This is a genomic window from Leisingera sp. M658, from assembly GCF_025144145.1.
In the GTDB taxonomy this organism is placed as follows: domain Bacteria; phylum Pseudomonadota; class Alphaproteobacteria; order Rhodobacterales; family Rhodobacteraceae; genus Leisingera.
In genome coordinates, this window is the sequence record NZ_CP083546.1 from 2,553,352 (window position 1) to 2,571,504 (window position 18,153).

The window sequence follows — 18,153 nt, forward strand, 5'->3', positions numbered from 1 at the left end:
GTTAACGAAACATGAACAATCTCCAGTCCGCCGCTTGCATTGCGACCGCAATCTAAAGACGCTCTCAGCCGATTTCAAAAGTTTGCCGCACAGGCAGACAGTTCAATGTAATGAGGCTGACAATGACGACATTTTCACTCCGCGGTATCCGGGTCGACTATTCTGGTGACGACATTGCAGCCGCAAGCGCCATTCAGGCCGAAGTGGTAGTGCCATCTGCATCAACCACATTCAGCTATACGATAACCGGCCACCAGGAAGACAATGTCGCTGAAATCAGCCTGACTGGCGGCATCCGGCAGCTGAGAATTGAAGGCAGGATTTACGACCATTCAACGGACGCGCCCGGGTATGAAACACTGATTACCAGCGTCACATGGTCCGGCGGCACCAGCATTGTACTGATTGTCGCTGAAGAGACCGGACCCAACTCGGACACCGATTACATCTTCCATTTGGACGGCCCTGCTTTCCCTGCAATCGGAACTTTGCAAGAGTGGATCAGTGTAAATGACTCTATCACCAGCCTTATGGATCCGACAGGCAGTTTTGCACCGGGCGCGGATATACCATGGTCCACATTCACCCATTCTACCGTCAGTGAAGAAGACACTTATGTCGGCACCTCCGGCAACGACACTTTGACCGGCACCGGAGCTGATGACTATTTCATCAGCTCCGAAGGCAATGACCGTTATAATGGTTCTGGAAGCAAATATGACCAGGTCACCTTCAATAATGACCCCGGCGGTGTCACCGCCAACCTGAAAACCGGTAAGGCAACAGACGGCTGGGGCGACACTGACACTTTGCGCAGCATAGAAATGCTGCGCGGCTCCGCCTTTGATGACGATCTGTCGGGAAATGGCAAACGTAACTTCTTTCGCGGACTGGCAGGCGATGACACGATCAACGGCCGCGGAGGCCGGGACGAGGTCCGTTACGACCGCGACGAACGCTATGGCGGCGAGGACGGCGCAACTGTCAACCTGTCCAAAGGCTTTGCCATTGACGGCTTTGGCGACCGTGACACGCTGAAAAGCATCGAAAACGCGCGCGGCACTGACAGCGGCGACAAGATTACCGGCAGCAGCACCGGCAACCGCATTATGGGACTGGGCGGCAATGACACCCTGTCCGGCAAGGGCGGAAATGACACGATTTTTGGCGGCGGCGGCAAGGACAGGATCAATGGTGACGGCGGCAACGATCTGCTGTCCGGCGAAGGCGGTGCTGACCGGTTCATTTTCAAAGGCACCTTCGGGAACGATACGGTATCTGATTTTTCCACCTCAGGCCGCAAGGAAAAGATCGACCTGTCTGATGTCACAACCATCAAGCATTTCCGCGATCTGAAGAACAACCATCTGTCCGAAAACGATGACGGCGATGCGGTGATCCGCGACAACCGCGGCAATACAATCACCCTGGAAGACATTGCGATTGCCGATCTGTCCGGCAACGATTTCCTGTTCTGAACCCGAACCGCAGGTGCCGGCCTGAAAAGTCAGCGGCGAAAGACACCAAAAAGGCCTGTGCTCCGGCACGGGCCTTTTGTTCACCATTCCAATCAGCCGGTGCTTCACACTTGAAAGACGAGCTGGCAAGTGTAGTTTCAACTTTGATTAAAATAAGTTCTTTTTGAGGTGAACACGTATGACGACCTATACGCTTTCAGGCTTCGGCGTCAGCAAATTTTCTTTGTTCGATCCTGCCGGGGGGGGATGGGTGCAGACCGGCCTGAAACTCAGATTGACGGTTCCGGATGGCGAAGGGTTTACGTTTTCGCCAACCCGGGTTCACGAAGACAAGGTTGATATCGAACCCGGTGATCACGTTTCCGGCCTGACGCGGACCCAAGGCGAGGCCGCTGACGGAACCCACTATGACACGCTGGACACAGGATATTCGCTGTCAGAAATTTCGTGGGACGGCGGCAAGACCGTGGTTCTGACAATACACAGCATGAGTGTTCACCAGGCTGTTTACGCGCTGAGCGGCGACCCGCCGCCGGAGATCGGCAGTTACAGCGACTACGCGGCCTTTGAAGGCTCGATCACGCAGCGGTCCCCTGTCACCACCTCCCTGCAGCCCGGTCAAGTCCTGGAGTGGGCCCTGGGCACGGTGGATGTTTCGCAACACGACAGGCTCATCGGAACCGGCCGGGATGATACGCTGAAGGGCGGTTCCGGGGCTGACACCATCAAAGGCGGCGCGGGCGACGACGTTGTGAAAGGCGGGTCCGGCAGCGACAAGCTGGCCGGAAATTCAGGCGATGACACGTTGTCCGGCCAAAGGGGGGATGACAGGCTGAACGGCGGCAGAAGCAGGGACAGCCTGGATGGCGGCTGGGGAGACGACGCGCTGAAAGGCGGCAAAGGCCGGGATACGCTGGATGGCGGTGCAGGGCACGATACCCTGCATGGCGGCTCCGGGCGGGACACGCTCGATGGCGGCTATGGCGATGATCTTTTGACCGGCGGATCAGGCGACGACACTTTTGTGTTTTTTGACGTGTTTGGCGACGACATCATTACCGACTTTAATGCCTCCAGCAGCGGTGAAAAGATTGACCTGAGCACGGTGTCCAGCATCACGGATATGACTGATCTGCTGGACAACCACATTCGCGAGGACGGCGAAAACGTCGTGATCGAGGACGCACACGGCAACACCATCACGCTGAAAGATGTGCAGCTGGCGGATCTGGACGAAACGGATTTCAATTTTGAATTGCTCGAATGGGAGCCTGTGCTCGTTTCAGCCAAGCAGCCCGCCGGCATCGACACCCCTACCCCCATTGTTGAAAGACTCTGGGCCTGCGAAGACTACCCAGCCCCGCTGGAATGGAACTTGGTCTGATCTGAACAACAGAGGGCAGCGTTGGCCTGCTGCCTTTCACCGGGGGTTCAAACCGGCGGCGTTCCGGTTTATGGACAGCCAAACCGCTGCCGCAAAGGATGCCTGCCGCCATGATCCCCTCGTCCTATCCGTCTCAAGAAGAAATCGCCCGCCTGTCGGCCCGGATGCTGCTGGAAATCGGCGCGGTGAACTTTAACACCGAAACACCTTATACGCTGGCGTCCGGCCTGCCCTCGCCCAGCTATATCGACTGCCGCAAGCTGATCTCCTTTCCGCGGATCCGCTCGACGCTGATGGATTTCATGACCGTGACCGTGATGCGCAATGCCGGGTTTGAGGCGTTTGACAATATCGCCGGCGGTGAGACTGCGGGCATTCCCTTTGCTGCCCTGGTCGCCGAACGCATGGCACTGCCAATGACCTATGTGCGCAAGAAGCCCAAGGGCTATGGCAAGAACGCCCGCATCGAGGGCGCGATGAGCGAAGGTGAACGGGTGCTGCTGGTCGAGGACCTGACCACCGATGGCGGATCGAAACTGTCGTTTGTCGATGCGATCCGCGAGACCGGAGCCAGCTGCGGCCACACCGCAGTGATTTTCTATTACGACATCTTCCCGGAAACCACCAAGACCCTGGGCGATCACGGGGTGGAACTGCACTATCTGTGCACCTGGTGGGATGTGCTGGCCGAAGCCCGCGCGCAAGGAGCGTTCAGCACCGAGACGCTCGATGAGGTGGAAACCTTCCTGAAGGATCCGCGCGCCTGGCAGGACGCGCATAAATCCGCTTAACGCCAGGGAAAGCGTTACGGGGCGGCCTGTGGACAAAGCCGCCTCGAATCATATTCTGCGCCAATAGATATGCAGATATAGAATTCTTCCCAGATCGCGCCACATCATATAGTCTGCATAGGGCAGGCATGCTGGCCTTTCCGGTAAACAGCCCACAGGCCCCGTGCGGATATCCACAAGGGATCCACAGAGATTCCCAGATAGGAGAAACGCCCTTGGCGCCCTATAAGGCGGGCTTAGTGACGAGAGCAGTGATGAACGAAATTACCCCTTTCGACGGCGATATGCCGCCTCCGGCCCCGATGCCGGAGCCTGCCGCACCGCAATCTGCGATGCCAGACAATGAACTGCCGCATTCGGTGGAGGCGGAACAGCAGCTCTTGGGTGCGATCCTGACCAACAACGAGGTCTATGACAAGATCGCGCTGATCATCGACTCGTCGCATTTCTATGATCCGGTGCATGCCCGGATCTATGAAGTGGCCGCAGCGCGGATTTCCAAGAACGCGCTGGCCTCGCCGGTGACGCTGAAGGCGTTTCTGGAAGACCACGAGGGGCTGAAGGAGCTGGGCGGCCCGGCCTATCTGGCCAAGCTTGCCGGCGCGTCGATCTCGGCCTTTGCGGTGCGGGATTACGCACAGATGATCTACGACCTGGCGATCCGGCGCGAGCTGATTGCCCTGGGCCACAGCATTGCAGAAAAGGCGCGCCGCGTTGACGTGGCATCAGAACCTAAAGAGCAGATCGTTGAAGCAGAACAATCGCTGTATCAGCTGGCCGAACAGGGCCAGACCGAAAGCGGTTTCAAGTCGTTCCTGAAAGCCGTCACAGAAGCGGTTAATGTGACCAACGAGGCGTATCAGCGGGGTGGCGGCATGGCCGGCATCTCGACGGGCCTGACGGACCTCGACAAACAACTTGGCGGCCTGCATCCCTCGGACCTTCTGATCCTCGCGGGCCGCCCCTCTATGGGGAAGACGTCGCTGGCGACCAACATCGCCTTTAACGTCGCCAAGGCCTATAAACGCGGGATAAAACCCGACGGTTCGGAGGGCGCGCTGGACGGCGGCGTGGTCGGCTTTTTCAGCCTTGAGATGAGCGCCGAGCAGCTGGCCGGGCGTATTCTGGCGGAAGCGTCTGAGATTTCATCGCACAAGATCCGCCAGGGTGACATGACCGAAGGCGAATTCCGCCGCTTTGTGCAGGCGGCCAAGGACCTGGAAAGCTGCCCGCTGTTCATTGACGACACACCGGCGATCCCGATTTCGCAGCTTGCCGCACGGGCGCGGCGTCTGAAGCGGACGCATGGGCTGGACCTTCTGGTGATCGACTATCTGCAGCTGTGCCGCGGCATGGCCGAAAACCGGGTGAACGAGATTGCCGAAATCTCGATGGGGATGAAGGCGATTGCCAAGGAATTGAACATCCCGGTGATCGCGCTGTCGCAGCTGTCGCGCCAGGTGGAAAACCGCGAAGACAAACGGCCGCAGCTGTCGGACCTGCGGGAATCCGGCTCGATCGAACAGGACGCCGACGTGGTGATGTTTGTGTTCCGCGAGGAATATTACAAAGAACGGGAAAAGCCCGGCGATCACGAGCTGGACAGGATGGAAGAGTGGAAGCAGGCGATGGAGAGCCTGCACGGCAAGGCGGATGTCATTGTCGGCAAACAGCGCCACGGTCCCATCGGCACCGTGACCCTGACATTTGAGGCGCAATTCACCCGCTTTGGCAACCTGGCCAAAGCCTGGCAGCAGGGGCAGGAAGACTACTGATCCCGGCCGGTTTGGGCCGGAGTCCGGTTTACCTATGCCAAGGACACGCCGATCACTTGACCGTCACCCCCTTGGCACCGGCCCCGTCCTGCCCCCCTGGACCGGGCTAATTTGTTCTGCGGCGGCGGAGCTCTGCCGCCATTCCGGTTTTTCCCACTTGACCTGCGGTCTCCCCATGTCATGAACACCGCATGAGCACGGCAAGATTGACAATCAACCTGGATGCGCTGGTCACCAACTGGCGGAATCTGGATGCGCTGACCACCTGCGAAACCGCAGCTGTGGTCAAGGCGAACGGCTATGGCCTGGATGCGGGCCGCGTCGGCAAGGCACTGGCCAAGGCGGGCGCGCGCAATTTCTTTGTGGCGGCAGCGGAAGAAGGCGGCGCGCTGCGGCGCGCACTTGGCCCCGGCCCCGGCATTTCGGTGTTTTCCGGCCATATGGCGGGCGACACCAAGCTGCTGAAGGATTTTCAGCTGACACCGATGCTGAACTCGCTGGACCAGATGCTGCGCCATTTCGAGGCGCTGCCGGGGCATCCGTTCGGGGTGCAGCTGGACAGCGGCATGAACCGGCTGGGAATGGAGCACAGCGAATGGGCCGCAGTGGCCGAGATCGCCCTGGGCCAGAATCCGGTGCTGCTGATGTCGCATCTGGCCTGCGCCGATGAGCCCGGCCACGCGATGAACGCGCAGCAGCTGCAGACCTTCCGCGATATGACCGACGGGCTGGAAATCCCCCGCTCGCTGGCCGCGACCGGCGGCATGCTGCTGGGGCCGGAATACCATTTCGACCTTTGCCGCCCCGGTATCGGGCTTTATGGCGGGCTGCCGTTCACGGACGCACTGCCGGTGGTGCAGCTGGACCTGCCGGTCATTCAGCTGCGCGATCTGAAACCGGGTGAGACTGCCGGTTACGGCAACAGCTGGACCGCCCAGCGTCCCAGCCGCATCGCCACCGTCGCCGCGGGCTATGCCGACGGTTTGCACCGGGCGATGGGCAATGGCGGCATCCAGGTCTTTGCAGGCCGCACCCCCTGCCCCGTGGTAGGCCGGGTCTCGATGGATCTGATCACTGTGGACGTGACCGACCTGGCTGAGGTGCCTGAGGCGCTGTCGATCCTCAATGAGCAGCAAACCGTGGATCGGCTGGCCGATGCGGCCGGCACCATCGGCTATGAGATCCTGACCTCTACCGGTCACCGCTATGCACGGACATATCAGGGATGAACCCGATTGCTTTTCTGGCCCGGCTGGGCCGCGCAGCCCTGGCCGGGCTGGCCGCTGTTGGCCGCGCAGCACTATTTGCGCTGCGGGCCTTCAGCCATATGGTCCGCCCGCCCTATTACCCGCGCGAGCTGCTGAATGCGCTGTTGAACATCGGCTGGCTGTCGCTGCCGGTTGTGGGCCTGACCGCGGTCTTCACCGGCGGCGCGCTGGCGCTGCAGATCTATGCCGGCGGCGCGCGCTTTAATGCCGAGGCGGTGGTGCCGCAAATCGTTGCCATCGGCATGGTGCGCGAGCTGGGCCCGGTGCTGGTCGGGCTGATGATCGCGGCGCGGGTGACCTCGTCGATTGCGGCGGAGATCGCCACCATGAAGGTGACCGAGCAGATCGACGCGCTGGTGACGCTGTCGACCCATCCGATGAAATACCTGGTGGCACCGCGGGTGCTGGCGGCCCTGATCACCGTGCCGGTGCTGGTCGGCGTCGGCGACATCATCGGGATCATGGGCGGCTATGCTGTGGCGGTGCAGAACCTCGGCTTCAATTCCGCGGCCTACCTGAAGAACACCGTAGATTTCCTGGAGCCGCTGGACATTATCTCGTCACTGGTCAAGGGCGCCGCCTTTGGCACCATCGCGGCGATGATGGGCTGCTATTACGGCATGCAATCGGGCCGCGGCGCACAGGGCGTGGGCCGCGCCACCAAAGGGTCCGTTGAATCCGCGGCGGTGCTGATCCTGGCCGCCAATTTTGTCCTGACAGGGGTGTTCTTCTCGCTATGATCCGGGCATGCGGAACACTCGCCTTAGCAGTCGTTCTGGCTGGCTGTGCCCAGCCGGAATACAGAATTGTGCGAGATAGTACTTTTAACTCAAAAGCTCCTGCAGGAGTGAACGACAGCCATCTCCAGTCCGTTGCTTTTGAAAAGCTGCGTGGTTTCACTACTTCTCAAGCCATATCCTTCCTAGTTAAAGATGGATTTAGCGGTACAGGCACAACTTGCACGTACGTAAATGAACACAAGCGCAGCACTGCGGAAATATGGTTTGGCATTATTCCGCCCGGAGAAAAAGTGCTCGATGACCGGTATTCCTCCAAAATCACATATCAAATCGAAGTTCTTAACGATCCCATTCAAAGCCTTGAAGATGTCAGCGCGGATTTTCGGTGGGAAACAGGAAAAGTGCCATGGCATCGCAGCTCCCGCCCCTCGGATTTTGAGGTGATCAATGATTAGAATGGAAAACGTCCGCAAATCCTTTGGCGACAATGCTGTGCTCAACGGCATGAACCTGGAAATCGCCAAGGGCAGCTCGATGGTGATCATCGGCGGGTCCGGCACTGGCAAATCCGTGGCGCTGAAAAGCGTGCTGGGGCTGATCACCCCGGACAGCGGTGAAATCTATGTCGATGGCAGGCCTGCAGGCCAGGGCGACCGCGACAAGTTTCTGGCGCGGTTCGGGATGCTGTTTCAGGGCGGTGCGCTGTTTGACTCGCTGCCGGTCTGGCAGAATGTCGCCTTTCGCCTGCTGCGCGGCGCGTTGAAGCGCCCGGCGGATGAGGCCCGCGAGATCGCCATCGAGAAACTGCGCCGGGTGGGTTTGAAATCAGACGTCGCCGACCGTCTGCCTGCTGAACTGTCGGGCGGCATGCAGAAACGTGTAGGCCTCGCCCGCGCGATTGCCGCCGAGCCGGAGATCATCTTTTTCGACGAGCCGACCACCGGCCTGGACCCGATCATGTCCGGCGTGATCAACGACCTGATCCGCGAGATCGTTGTCGAGATGGGCGCTACCGCGATGACCATCACCCACGACATGACCTCCGTCCGCGCCATCGCCGACAATGTGGCGATGCTGCATGCAGGCGTGATCCAGTGGACCGGACCGGTCAGCGAGATGGACCAGTCGGGTGACCCCTATATGGAGCAGTTCATCCACGGTCGTGCGGAAGGGCCGATTGAGGCGGTGCGGTGATAGGATCGTTACAAGGCTTAATCGCGCTCCTGCTGTTAGCTTCACCCTTTGTGGCTGCAGCGGTTACAATGTGGCTGGGTATGAAGCTGCAACGAGAGTCAGTTCATCAGAAAGCAGGAGTTTGGCTGGCAGTTCTGCCACCGATGACACTGCTGTGGTTCGCTTTGCTGTTCTTCATACTAGCAAGCGGTTCCGATCTAAGGCGATATTTGTCGTGGCACGTTCATTTCGTGACACTTGGCGCGTTTCTTGCTATCGAGTTTTTACTTCTGCGCGCATTCACGAACAGCACGTTTCGCCTGCATGCAGCTAGTGCGGCGGCGCTATGCGGTGTGGCAGGGTTTGCCATTTTTACAACGATCTTTCTCTGAGCTCTCGGTCTTGCAAGACACAAACAGCGCTCACTTTCTTTTTTATCCAAGACCTCCCTCTAACGGCATCCAACACGAGGCCAGTGCCTGTTCGCGGGCGGAAGCGTAGCGCCCGCCCAGGGGGGCGGACGGGCGCTGGCCGGGCCGCACGCGTCCCAGCCGGTGTAAGCCGCCGCTGTTTTCCCCCTTTCAATCACGGCTCAGAAGGCACAAGTCTTGGCGGAACCGCATAAAACGAGCCGCCATGACCCTCCGCCTCCTCACCCTGTCGCTGCTGATCCTTTACCCCGTCGCCTGGTTCGCGCCGCTGATGCGGGCGGGGCTGCTGCCGATCTTCGGCCTCAGCGAAATCTCGGTGCTTACGGGGCTGCAGTCCTTGTGGGGCAGTGATGCGGTGCTGGCGCTGATCGTGACATTTTTTGCGATCTTTGCGCCCTACCTCAAAACCATCGGGCTGGCGCTGGTGCAGTGGGATCTGCTGGACAGCAAGGTGCAGCCGGTCCTGCATGTGCTGGGCAAACTGGCAATGGCTGATGTTTTCCTCATCGCGCTTTACATCACGCTGGCCAAGGGGATCGGCCTTGCGACCATTGAGACCGCCTGGGGGTTGTACCTGTTCACGGCATGCATCCTGGCCTCGCTGGGGCTGGGGATGCTGACTGAACGCACTGCAAAGATTGGCAAAACACCGGACTGAAAGCTTGATCCGGCGCTGAACCGCTCCATTTCGTAGGGCCGAACACCTGTATCGCAGGGGTCCGGCATGCTGCGCCCGGTTGACGGGCGTCCCCCGCAGCCCCGCCGGCCCCGCATCTGTTGCATTGCTGCTGGAGGGGGACCTATGTCCGGCGTTCAATCGATCCTGTTCACTGCCCAGACCGCATTCATGCGGCTGACGTTCCTGCTGATCTGCTTTGGCGCGCTGGCGGCGCTGGCGGCCACCGGGCTGTCGGCCACGGGCATCTGGCCCTGGCTCAGCCTGCAGGCCGGGGTTGGCGCTGATATCTACCCGCAGGCCGGAATGGCGGCGCAGATCACCCTGACGGCGCTGGCGGTGATGCTGGCGTTTTTCCTGCCTGCCAACGGGCGTATCCTGGCGCTGGAAACCTCGCACCGGCGGTTCTCGCTGCAGATGGAGGACGTGCTGCAGGCCTATCAGCTGGCCCATGCCGCCGACCGTGCCGGGATCTTTACCCTGGCATCAGAATTCGACGCGGTGAAGGAGCGGCTTGCCTTTCTGCGGTCGCACCCCGATCTGGCCGGGCTGGAACCGCAGGTGCTGGAGGTGGCGTCGCAGATGAGCCAGGTCAGCCACGAGCTGGCAGAGACCTATTCCGACGCCAAAGTATCCCGGGCCCGGCTGTTTCTGCAGCAGCGCCAGGAGGAACTGGAGACCTTCAAGGCGCGGCTAGAGGATGCCCAGATCGTCATGCATGAGCTGCGCCAGTGGTCCCGCGATGTGGAGATCGAGGAAAGCATCGCCAAATCGCATCTGGGACGGCTGCGCGGCGAACTGTTCGAATTGCTGCCGGAACTGTCGGCGCAACTGCAAAGCCCGCCGGACGGGTCTGATCCGCATCCCGGCAGCGTCGTGCCGATCCAGCCGCCCCGCCGCGCGGACTGACGCGCTGCGCTGCTTGCGGAAGACGCGTCAAAGGGGCGCTGCCCCCGGCCCTTGGGAGCCTCCCCCGGGGTATTTTCAACCAGAAAGTAGCCCGCTTCTTCTGGCCCCCAATATCCCGGAGCGCGAGGCAGAGCCTCGCTTTTGCCGTGACAGCCCGCAGGAACCGCGCGTCAAGGTTCGCGGCCCTTGAACAAAACAGAAACATCTGCCACTGATCCGGCATGGCAAAAACATCTTTCTCCTGCTCGGCCTGCGGCGCGAGCTTCTCCAAATGGTCGGGCCGCTGCGAAGGCTGCGGCGAATGGAACACGATTTCCGAGGACAAGGGGCTGAGCTCCGGCCCCTCGAAAAAGTCACTGGGCGTCAAACGCGGGCGCACCATCCCGTTGAGTGATCTGGCCACACGCGAAACCCCGCCGCCGCGCGCCTGCTGCGGCGTGGGAGAACTGGACCGGGTGCTGGGCGGCGGCCTGGTGGCGGCCTCGGCCATCCTGGTCGGCGGTGATCCGGGCATCGGCAAATCCACCCTTTTGCTGCAAGCGGCGGCGCGGTTTGCCAAGGCCGGTGTCAAGACCATCTATGTCAGCGGCGAGGAAGCCAGCGCGCAGGTGCGGATGCGGGCGCAGCGGCTGGGGCTGACGGATGCGCCCGTGCAGCTGGCTGCCGAGACCAACCTGCGTGATATTCTGACGACGCTGGAAGCGGAGAAGCCGCAACTGGCTATCATTGACTCCATCCAGACCATGTGGTCCGACCATGTGGACAGTGCGCCGGGGTCGGTCAGCCAGGTGCGGGCTGCGGCGCACGAGCTGACCACCTTTGCCAAACGCAACGGAGTGTCGATCATCATGGTCGGCCATGTCACCAAGGACGGCCAGATCGCCGGCCCCCGCGTGGTTGAGCATATGGTCGACACGGTGCTCTATTTCGAGGGGGAGCGCGGCCATCAGTTCCGCATCCTGCGGGCGGTCAAGAACCGCTTTGGCCCGGCGGATGAGATCGGCGTGTTTGAGATGACCGGCGGCGGGCTGGCTGAGGTCATCAACCCCTCGGCCCTGTTTCTGTCCGAACGCGGCGAGCCGTCGCCCGGCTCAGTGGTGTTTGCCGGCATCGAGGGCACCCGGCCCGTTCTGGTCGAGATGCAGGCACTGATTGCGCCCTCGCCCCATTCGCAGCCGCGCCGCGCTGTTGTCGGTTGGGATTCATCGCGGCTGGCGATGATACTGGCCGTCCTCGAAGCGCGCTGCGGCATCCCGTTTGCAGGATTGGATGTCTATCTGAACGTGGCGGGCGGCATGAAGATCTCGGAACCTGCGGCGGACCTTGCGGTGGCCGCAGCGCTGCTGAGCGCACGGGAAGACGTGGCTTTACCCGCCGATACCGTGGTTTTCGGAGAAATTTCGCTATCCGGAGCCCTGCGTCCGGCTCCGCAGACCGAAAACCGGTTGAAAGAGGCGCAAAAACTTGGTTTCACGGCGGCGATTGCCCCTGGCGGCAGTAAAACTGTGTCCGTGAACGGTCTGAACTTGCGAAAGTCCAGCGATCTGGCCGGTTTTGTTGGCGAATTCTTCGGGGCCGGCTAAGGTCGCAAAAAATTTATCGCAGGCAAACGGGCGAGGGACATGGAAGGTTTCACAATCATCGACGGGGTCGTGGCCCTGGTCATCGTCGTATCGGCGTTGCTGGCCTATTCACGTGGCTTCGTGCGCGAAGCGATGGCCATCGCAGGCTGGATCGCCGCAGGCGTGCTCGCCTTTATCTTTGCGCCGCAGGTGGAACCGCTGATGGCGGAAATTCCGGTGATCGGCGAATTCATTGCCGACAGCTGCGAATTGTCGATCATCGCGGCCTTTGCCGCGGTGTTTGCATTGGCGCTGATCGTGGTCTCCTTCTTTACGCCGCTGTTTTCCACCCTGGTGCAGCGCTCGGCGCTTGGCGGGCTGGACCAGGGCGCGGGTTTCTTCTTTGGGGTGTTGCGCGGCATTCTTTTGGTGGCGATTGCCTTCTTCCTCTACAATGTGGTGATGACCGGGCAGAGCTTCACAATTGTTGACGAAAGCCGCTCGGCCGACGTGTTTGAGCGTTTGATCGGCAAGATTGAGGACCGCAACCCGGAGCAGGCATTGGGCTGGGTCACCGAGCAGTATGAAGCGCTGATCGGGTCCTGCGGTCAGTAATACCTAAGGATTACCACCTTAAGACAGACACGCGGGCGCCCCTTGGGCGCCCGTTTTGCTTTGATTTCAAAGCGTTCACACAGTTATCCACAAGCATCCGGGTTGGATGGTTAACGAGATAAATGGTGGTTAACGTCCTGTTAACCAAAAGGAATCACGTGCAGAGCGAGCAAAACCCGGGTCATCAAACTTGCGGTAAATCTTAACAAATCCTCAGCCTGCCCCGTCAAACAGTTAACAATCCCCCTGAAAAGGCGGCTTTTGTCCCGGAAAAATCGCGCCATCCCGAAATGGGACGCACGCCCGCCCCAATTTGGTCCCAATTCCGGGGCCTGATGGCTTCAACGGCAAAACGCCGGGCTAAGACGCTCAGAAGGGACGACACAATGCAGCTGGACCACACCACAGATTTTGCCGACTATCAGCCGGTTGATGTTCTGCTGCTGACCAATCCCCTGCCGCACACGCTGTCTGCGGCCCCTGCCAAGAGGCGCAACCGTATCCGCAGCGGCGGCTTTCTGCCCGCAACGCTGGTGGAGACTGAAGAAGGCTTTAGGCAGGCCCGCGACGTGAAGCCCGGCGACATGGTGTTCACCTTTGACGGCGGTGCTCAGGAAGTGAAAGCGGTCCGCCACGCAGTGCCGCGCCTGACCACATGCATGCATGTCCCGGCCGGCGCCCTGGGCAATGACACCGACCTGATGCTGCCCTCGGACCAGAAAGTGGCGCTGGAAATGGACACTGCCGAGCGCCTGTTCGGCCTGCCGGTGGTGGTCACCAAGCTGATTGCGCTGACCGGCTACAAAGGCATCACCGCAGTTGCGCCCGAGCGTCTGGGCCGCATCCATTTCGAGTTTGCAGAAGAAGAGCTGGTCTGGGCCGAAAGCGGCATGCTGCTGCCCGCAGGCGATGTTGCCGAAGAGTCCGCCTTTCACCAGCTGTCGCTTTCCGAGACCCGCAAGGTGCTGGCCAGCGACGAAGGCCGCGCTCTTGCCGAGACCGGCATGGGCAGCGAGGACGCCCGCCTGCCGTCGCCGCTGGACAACCTGCTGGACCGTATTCTGGCAGCCTGATCACCGGGGCCAAGCCCCCCAAGACATTCCCTCCCCCCTCGGGCCCGCCTTTGTGCGGGCCTTTTCTTTGCAGGATGCGGCCACCGGGCTGGAAGAACAGCATCCTGACCGCATCCCGCAATCAGCCGGCCATCGGCCGCATACCGCACAAAACCGGGAAAATGTTTCGCGCAGCAGCGTCATTTCGAAAAAAATTGCCCGGTATTTGGATGTGTGCCAGCATTAGCGCAGGCGCCGAGACGCATGACAGAACAAATGGCGCCCGTTTTCAGGGAGGATTTGACGATGAATTTGCGGCCTGACCCCACATTCCATGCCACCCCCAGGCTAGCCATGGAAGCCCCGGCCGAGACGCTGGCTTTTACCCTTATGCTCAGCCCCGATGGTTCGCAGCCTGACGGGCTAGCGGTTGTCGATGTGGATCCCAAATCGGACAGCTACGGCGACATCGTGCATCAGCTGATCATGCCCAACAAGGGCGACGAATTTCATCATTTCGGCTGGAACGCCTGTTCTTCTGCGCTGTCGCCGCTGACCGGGCACGCGTTTCTGGAGCGGCGGTATCTGATCATTCCCGGCATCCGCTCCAGCCGCATCTATGTGATCGACGTGAAGGAGCCGCGAGAGGCGAAGATCCACAAGATCATCGAACCCGAAGAGCTGTTTGCCAAAACCGGCTATTCCCGCCCGCACACCATTCATTGCGGGCCTGAGGGCATCTATGTCTCGACCCTGGGCGGCGGCGGCAAAGACGGCACCGACGGGCCGCCGGGCATTTTCATCATGGATTGCGAGACCTTCGACATTCTGGGCCGTTATGAAATGGACCGCGGCGCGCAGGACAAGCATTATGATTTCTGGTGGAACCTGCCGCGCGACTACATGGTAAGTTCCGAATGGGGCCTGCCACCGCAATTTGAAAACGGCATCGTGGCCGAGGATCTGCTGAGCAACAAATACGGCCATTCGATCCATTTCTGGAACCTGCGCGAGCGCAAGAACGTGCAGACCATTGATCTGGGCGAAAACCACCAGATGGCGCTGGAAATCCGGCCTGCGCATGATCCGTCCAAAGATTACGGCTTTTGCGGCGTGGTGGTGGATACCACTAACCTGCAAGGCGCGATTTTCACCTGGTGGCAAAAGGATGACGGCACGTTTGAGGCCAAGAAAACCATCACCATCGACCCGCGCCCCGAAAAACCCGAAAACCTGCCGCCGCTGCTGCAGGGGTTTGAGGCAGTGCCGCCATTGGTTACCGATATCGACCTGAGCCTGGACGACAAATACCTGTATGTGGCCTGCTGGGGGTTGGGGGAAATGCATCAGTATGATGTATCTGACCCGATGAATCCCAAGCTGGCCGGCAAGGTTGAACTGGGCGGTATTGCCCGCGGCGCCAAGCACCCGAACGGCAAGGATTTTGCCTATGGCCCGCAGATGGTTGAGATCAGCCGCGACGGCAAGCGGGTATATTGGACCAACTCGCTTTATTCCACCTGGGACGACCAGTTCTATCCTGATGACGAAGGCGGCCAGATGGTAATGGCCAACGTGGGCGACGGCGGCGGGCTGGAGCTGGACAAGGATTTCTATATCGACTTCCCCAAAGGCTACCGCAGTCATCAGATCCGGCTGGAGGGGGGCGACTGCTCTACCGACAGTTTCTGCTATCCTTCCGTCTGACGGGTGGCGGAAATTTCAACGGCGGCGGCCCTTTGGTGGGCCGTCGTTGCCTCGGGGCTTTATCACGGGGTGAACCCTGGCATGGGATGGCCGCTGGCGGTCTCCTCGGCGCTGATGGAGCGCCGCAAAACCAGTCTGTTCAAAGCCCTGCTGGCCCTGGCCTTTGGCCATTTGCTGGCGATGACTGCGATCCTGCTGCCGTTTTCGGCGCTGCTGTGGCTGACGGAATGGCATGTTGAAATCCGCATCGGTGCGGCCTGTTTGGTGATTGCGCTGGGGGGGTATCTGCTGATCAACCGCCGCCACCCCCGCTTTTTGGCGCGGGTGCCGCCGTCGCGGCTGGCGCTGTGGTCGTTTCTGGCAGCGATGGCGCATGGTGCGGGGCTAATGCTGGTGCCGGTCTATCTGGGCCTTTGCGGCCCGGATGAGGGCGCAGGCCACGCCGCCGCTTATACGCTGATGGGCCGCAATGCTGGTATCGCCGTCACCGTGGCCCTGGCCCATACGTTTGCCATGACCGCAGCCGGCGGCGCGCTGGCGCTTGGCGTCTATCACTGGCTGGGCCTTAAATTCCTGTCCAAGGGCTGGTTTAACCTGGATCTGGTCTGGGCACTGAGCCTTGTGCTGGTAGGGGTTGTTTCATTGCTGACGCTTCATTGATGCGTCAGCCGAGACCATCCTGCCCCGCCCCGTTGCCGCGGTGCGGCATCGGATTTGTGATCCTTTGATGACAGCCGCGGCGAAAGGCACTATGTGAGGGCCGGAACAGGAAACGGATTCGGAGCCACACCGCCTTGCCGCTGCTGCAGACGCTGCCCGCCTGCCCTTGTGGATCTGACCTGACGCGCATGGCGCCGGGCTTTGGAGACGCAATCGGCGCCTTGGCTCCGGCCGGTTTGCCGGTATGGCCGCTTGGCGCGGCTTGGTCAGCCGGATTGGCGCAAGCGACGCAAAATGCGCTAGACTGCCATCCGAGCCGCTTCCTTCAGCAACCGAACAGCAAAGCCTAAGTGGGATTGGAGCCAGCCAATGTGCGGGATTTTGGGGATCGCAAGCCGGGACACGGATGTCTTTGCGGAGATATATGACGGGCTGCTGATGCTGCAGCACCGCGGCCAGGACGCCTCGGGGATTGTGACCTACACCGGCGAGTTCTTTCGCGAGCGCAAGGAGAACGGCCTGGTCAAGGATGTGTTCGGCCCGCAAGATGCCGACACCCTGACCGGCAAGACCGGCATCGGCCATGTCCGCTATCCCACCGCGGGCTCGCTGAGTGCGGCCGAAGCACAGCCGTTCTTTGTGAACGCGCCTTATGGTATCTATCTGGTTCACAACGGCAATATCACCAATACTGCCGAACAGCGCGAGAAGGTGACCGGCAAATACAGCCGCCATCTGCGCACCACCTCAGATTCCGAAATCATGCTGAACGTGCTGGCCGACAAGGTGGCTGACGCGATCAAGGTCAACGGCAATGCCGAGCCGGTCCGCAACATCTTTGCCGGTGTGAAGATGACCATGGAGCGGATCCAGGGCGCCTATTCGGTGCTGTGCATGATCGCCGGCGTCGGCATGCTGGCGTTCCGCGACCCCAATGGCATCCGCCCGCTGTCCGTCGGCAGACGCCCGGCACAAAGCGGCGGCGAGGATTTCTGCTTTGCCTCTGAAGACGTGGCCTTCGGCATCAACGGCTTTGAAAAGATCCGCGACGTAAAGCCGGGCGAGGCCATTCTTGTTGATCTCGACGGCAACATGCACAGCTTCCAGGCGGTCGAGGGCAAGCTGACACCCTGCATCTTTGAATATGTCTATCTGGCGCGGCCTGATTCGATGATGGACGGTGTTTCCGTCTACAAGACCCAGCTGCGCATGGGCCAGGCGCTGGCCAAGCAGATCCAGGACGCGGGACTGGAAATCGACAGCATCATCCCGGTACCTGATTCGGCGCGCCCCGTGGCACTGGAAGTCGCCAACTCCACCGGCATCCGCTACCGCGAAGGGCTGGTGAAGAACCGTTATGTGGGCCGGACCTTTATCATGCCGGGCCAAGCGGAACGCCAGAAATCGGTGCGCCGCAAGCTGAACGCAATCCCGCTGGAGTTCAAGGGCCGCAACGTGCTGCTGATCGACGATTCCATTGTGCGCGGCAACACGATTAAAAAGATTGTGCAAATGTGCCGCGATGCGGGCGCCAAGAAAGTCTATATCGCCTCTGCCTCACCGCCGGTGAAATACCCGAACGTCTATGGCATCGACATGCCGACCAAGCACGAGCTGATTGCAAACGGCCTCAGCATCGACGAAATCCGCGAAGAGTTGGGCGCCGATGCGCTGTTTTATCAGAGGCTCGAAGACCTGATCTGGGCGGCGCAGGAAGGCAACCCGGACATCCAGGGCTTTGACTGCTCCTGCTTTGACGGCAATTATGTTACCGGGGTGACGGCTGAATACCTGGATGCACTGGAAGGCAGCAGCCGGGTCAGCGCCAAGATCCAGGACATGCCGGCCCCCGGCGCCTCCTGGAATGCCTCGAAACTGGCCGCCGGCTAAGGCTGGCGTCCCCGCGGTCCATGGGGGTTTGAACTTCCAGCC

At 60.6% G+C, this 18,153-nt stretch carries 17 protein-coding genes; all 17 read left to right on the top strand.

Annotation, left to right across the window (positions count from 1 at the left end; genetic code table 11):
• The first annotated feature begins 122 nt into the window (after nucleotides 1–122).
• The 17 genes from K3724_RS12735 (at nucleotide 123) to purF (ending at nucleotide 18,111) form a co-directional block, all read left to right on the top strand.
• Complete coding sequence (locus tag K3724_RS12735; protein ID WP_259985413.1) at nucleotides 123–1,478, top strand: calcium-binding protein; 1,356 nt, start codon at nucleotides 123–125, stop codon at nucleotides 1,476–1,478.
• 178 nt (nucleotides 1,479–1,656) lie between these two features.
• Nucleotides 1,657–2,862, top strand: coding sequence for a calcium-binding protein (locus K3724_RS12740; protein WP_259985415.1), 1,206 nt, complete (start codon nucleotides 1,657–1,659; stop codon nucleotides 2,860–2,862).
• Between the two features lie 110 nt (nucleotides 2,863–2,972).
• On the top strand, nucleotides 2,973–3,653 hold the full coding sequence (locus tag K3724_RS12745; protein WP_129371342.1) for an orotate phosphoribosyltransferase: 681 nt from the start codon (nucleotides 2,973–2,975) through the stop codon (nucleotides 3,651–3,653).
• Between the two features lie 254 nt (nucleotides 3,654–3,907).
• Entirely contained in the window at nucleotides 3,908–5,428 is a 1,521-nt protein-coding gene (locus K3724_RS12750) for a replicative DNA helicase (protein ID WP_259985419.1), read from the top strand.
• A 191-nt stretch (nucleotides 5,429–5,619) separates the two neighbouring features.
• On the top strand, nucleotides 5,620–6,657 hold the full coding sequence (alr, locus tag K3724_RS12755) for an alanine racemase (protein WP_259985421.1): 1,038 nt from the start codon (nucleotides 5,620–5,622) through the stop codon (nucleotides 6,655–6,657).
• Entirely contained in the window at nucleotides 6,654–7,436 is a 783-nt protein-coding gene (locus K3724_RS12760) for an ABC transporter permease (protein WP_259985423.1), read from the top strand. Before alr ends, K3724_RS12760 begins: the two co-directional genes overlap by 4 nt.
• Before the next feature lie 107 nt (nucleotides 7,437–7,543).
• Nucleotides 7,544–7,891 (top strand): hypothetical protein, encoded by a 348-nt coding sequence (locus K3724_RS12765; protein WP_259985425.1) that lies wholly within the window; start codon nucleotides 7,544–7,546, stop codon nucleotides 7,889–7,891.
• Nucleotides 7,884–8,630: an ABC transporter ATP-binding protein gene (locus tag K3724_RS12770; RefSeq protein ID WP_259985434.1), complete on the top strand. Its 747-nt coding sequence runs from the start codon at nucleotides 7,884–7,886 to the stop codon at nucleotides 8,628–8,630. Before K3724_RS12765 ends, K3724_RS12770 begins: the two co-directional genes overlap by 8 nt.
• Nucleotides 8,631–8,710: 80 nt before the next feature.
• Nucleotides 8,711–9,001 carry a hypothetical protein gene (locus K3724_RS12775; protein ID WP_123618793.1) on the top strand — a complete coding sequence of 97 codons (291 nt, stop codon included), beginning with the start codon at nucleotides 8,711–8,713 and terminating at the stop codon, nucleotides 8,999–9,001.
• 244 nt (nucleotides 9,002–9,245) lie between these two features.
• On the top strand, nucleotides 9,246–9,698 hold the full coding sequence (locus tag K3724_RS12780; RefSeq protein WP_259985444.1) for a paraquat-inducible protein A: 453 nt from the start codon (nucleotides 9,246–9,248) through the stop codon (nucleotides 9,696–9,698).
• A 144-nt stretch (nucleotides 9,699–9,842) separates the two neighbouring features.
• On the top strand, nucleotides 9,843–10,625 hold the full coding sequence (locus tag K3724_RS12785) for a DNA repair protein (RefSeq protein WP_259985445.1): 783 nt from the start codon (nucleotides 9,843–9,845) through the stop codon (nucleotides 10,623–10,625).
• A gap of 221 nt (nucleotides 10,626–10,846) precedes the next feature.
• Nucleotides 10,847–12,208: a DNA repair protein RadA gene (gene radA / locus K3724_RS12790; protein WP_129371349.1), complete on the top strand. Its 1,362-nt coding sequence runs from the start codon at nucleotides 10,847–10,849 to the stop codon at nucleotides 12,206–12,208.
• A 39-nt stretch (nucleotides 12,209–12,247) separates the two neighbouring features.
• Nucleotides 12,248–12,802, top strand: coding sequence for a CvpA family protein (locus K3724_RS12795; RefSeq protein WP_259985456.1), 555 nt, complete (start codon nucleotides 12,248–12,250; stop codon nucleotides 12,800–12,802).
• Between the two features lie 386 nt (nucleotides 12,803–13,188).
• On the top strand, nucleotides 13,189–13,875 hold the full coding sequence (locus tag K3724_RS12800; RefSeq protein WP_259985458.1) for a Hint domain-containing protein: 687 nt from the start codon (nucleotides 13,189–13,191) through the stop codon (nucleotides 13,873–13,875).
• Between the two features lie 285 nt (nucleotides 13,876–14,160).
• Nucleotides 14,161–15,561: a selenium-binding family protein gene (locus tag K3724_RS12805; protein ID WP_259985460.1), complete on the top strand. Its 1,401-nt coding sequence runs from the start codon at nucleotides 14,161–14,163 to the stop codon at nucleotides 15,559–15,561.
• 81 nt (nucleotides 15,562–15,642) lie between these two features.
• The gene (locus K3724_RS12810) at nucleotides 15,643–16,221 is read left to right on the top strand and encodes a hypothetical protein (protein WP_409201383.1); all 579 of its coding nucleotides are present in this window, start codon (nucleotides 15,643–15,645) and stop codon (nucleotides 16,219–16,221) included.
• A 369-nt stretch (nucleotides 16,222–16,590) separates the two neighbouring features.
• The gene (gene purF, locus K3724_RS12815) at nucleotides 16,591–18,111 is read left to right on the top strand and encodes an amidophosphoribosyltransferase (protein ID WP_259985471.1); all 1,521 of its coding nucleotides are present in this window, start codon (nucleotides 16,591–16,593) and stop codon (nucleotides 18,109–18,111) included.
• Nucleotides 18,112–18,153: the final 42 nt, after the last annotated feature.

Bases quoted from the DNA above. Each gene is read 5' to 3' on its own strand.
- K3724_RS12735 (WP_259985413.1), top strand. From the start codon at position 123: ATGACGACATTTTCACTCCGCGGTATCCGGGTCGACTATTCTGGTGAC.
- K3724_RS12745 (WP_129371342.1), top strand. From the start codon at position 2,973: ATGATCCCCTCGTCCTATCCGTCTCAAGAAGAAATCGCCCGCCTGTCG.
- K3724_RS12750 (WP_259985419.1), top strand. From the start codon at position 3,908: ATGAACGAAATTACCCCTTTCGACGGCGATATGCCGCCTCCGGCCCCG.
- alr (WP_259985421.1), top strand. From the start codon at position 5,620: ATGAGCACGGCAAGATTGACAATCAACCTGGATGCGCTGGTCACCAAC.
- K3724_RS12760 (WP_259985423.1), top strand. From the start codon at position 6,654: ATGAACCCGATTGCTTTTCTGGCCCGGCTGGGCCGCGCAGCCCTGGCC.
- purF (WP_259985471.1), top strand. From the start codon at position 16,591: ATGTGCGGGATTTTGGGGATCGCAAGCCGGGACACGGATGTCTTTGCG.
- K3724_RS12775 (WP_123618793.1), top strand. From the start codon at position 8,711: ATGAAGCTGCAACGAGAGTCAGTTCATCAGAAAGCAGGAGTTTGGCTG.
- K3724_RS12780 (WP_259985444.1), top strand. From the start codon at position 9,246: ATGACCCTCCGCCTCCTCACCCTGTCGCTGCTGATCCTTTACCCCGTC.
- K3724_RS12795 (WP_259985456.1), top strand. From the start codon at position 12,248: ATGGAAGGTTTCACAATCATCGACGGGGTCGTGGCCCTGGTCATCGTC.
- K3724_RS12805 (WP_259985460.1), top strand. From the start codon at position 14,161: ATGAATTTGCGGCCTGACCCCACATTCCATGCCACCCCCAGGCTAGCC.
- K3724_RS12770 (WP_259985434.1), top strand. From the start codon at position 7,884: ATGATTAGAATGGAAAACGTCCGCAAATCCTTTGGCGACAATGCTGTG.
- K3724_RS12810 (WP_409201383.1), top strand. From the start codon at position 15,643: ATGGGATGGCCGCTGGCGGTCTCCTCGGCGCTGATGGAGCGCCGCAAA.
- K3724_RS12785 (WP_259985445.1), top strand. From the start codon at position 9,843: ATGTCCGGCGTTCAATCGATCCTGTTCACTGCCCAGACCGCATTCATG.
- radA (WP_129371349.1), top strand. From the start codon at position 10,847: ATGGCAAAAACATCTTTCTCCTGCTCGGCCTGCGGCGCGAGCTTCTCC.
- K3724_RS12800 (WP_259985458.1), top strand. From the start codon at position 13,189: ATGCAGCTGGACCACACCACAGATTTTGCCGACTATCAGCCGGTTGAT.
- K3724_RS12740 (WP_259985415.1), top strand. From the start codon at position 1,657: ATGACGACCTATACGCTTTCAGGCTTCGGCGTCAGCAAATTTTCTTTG.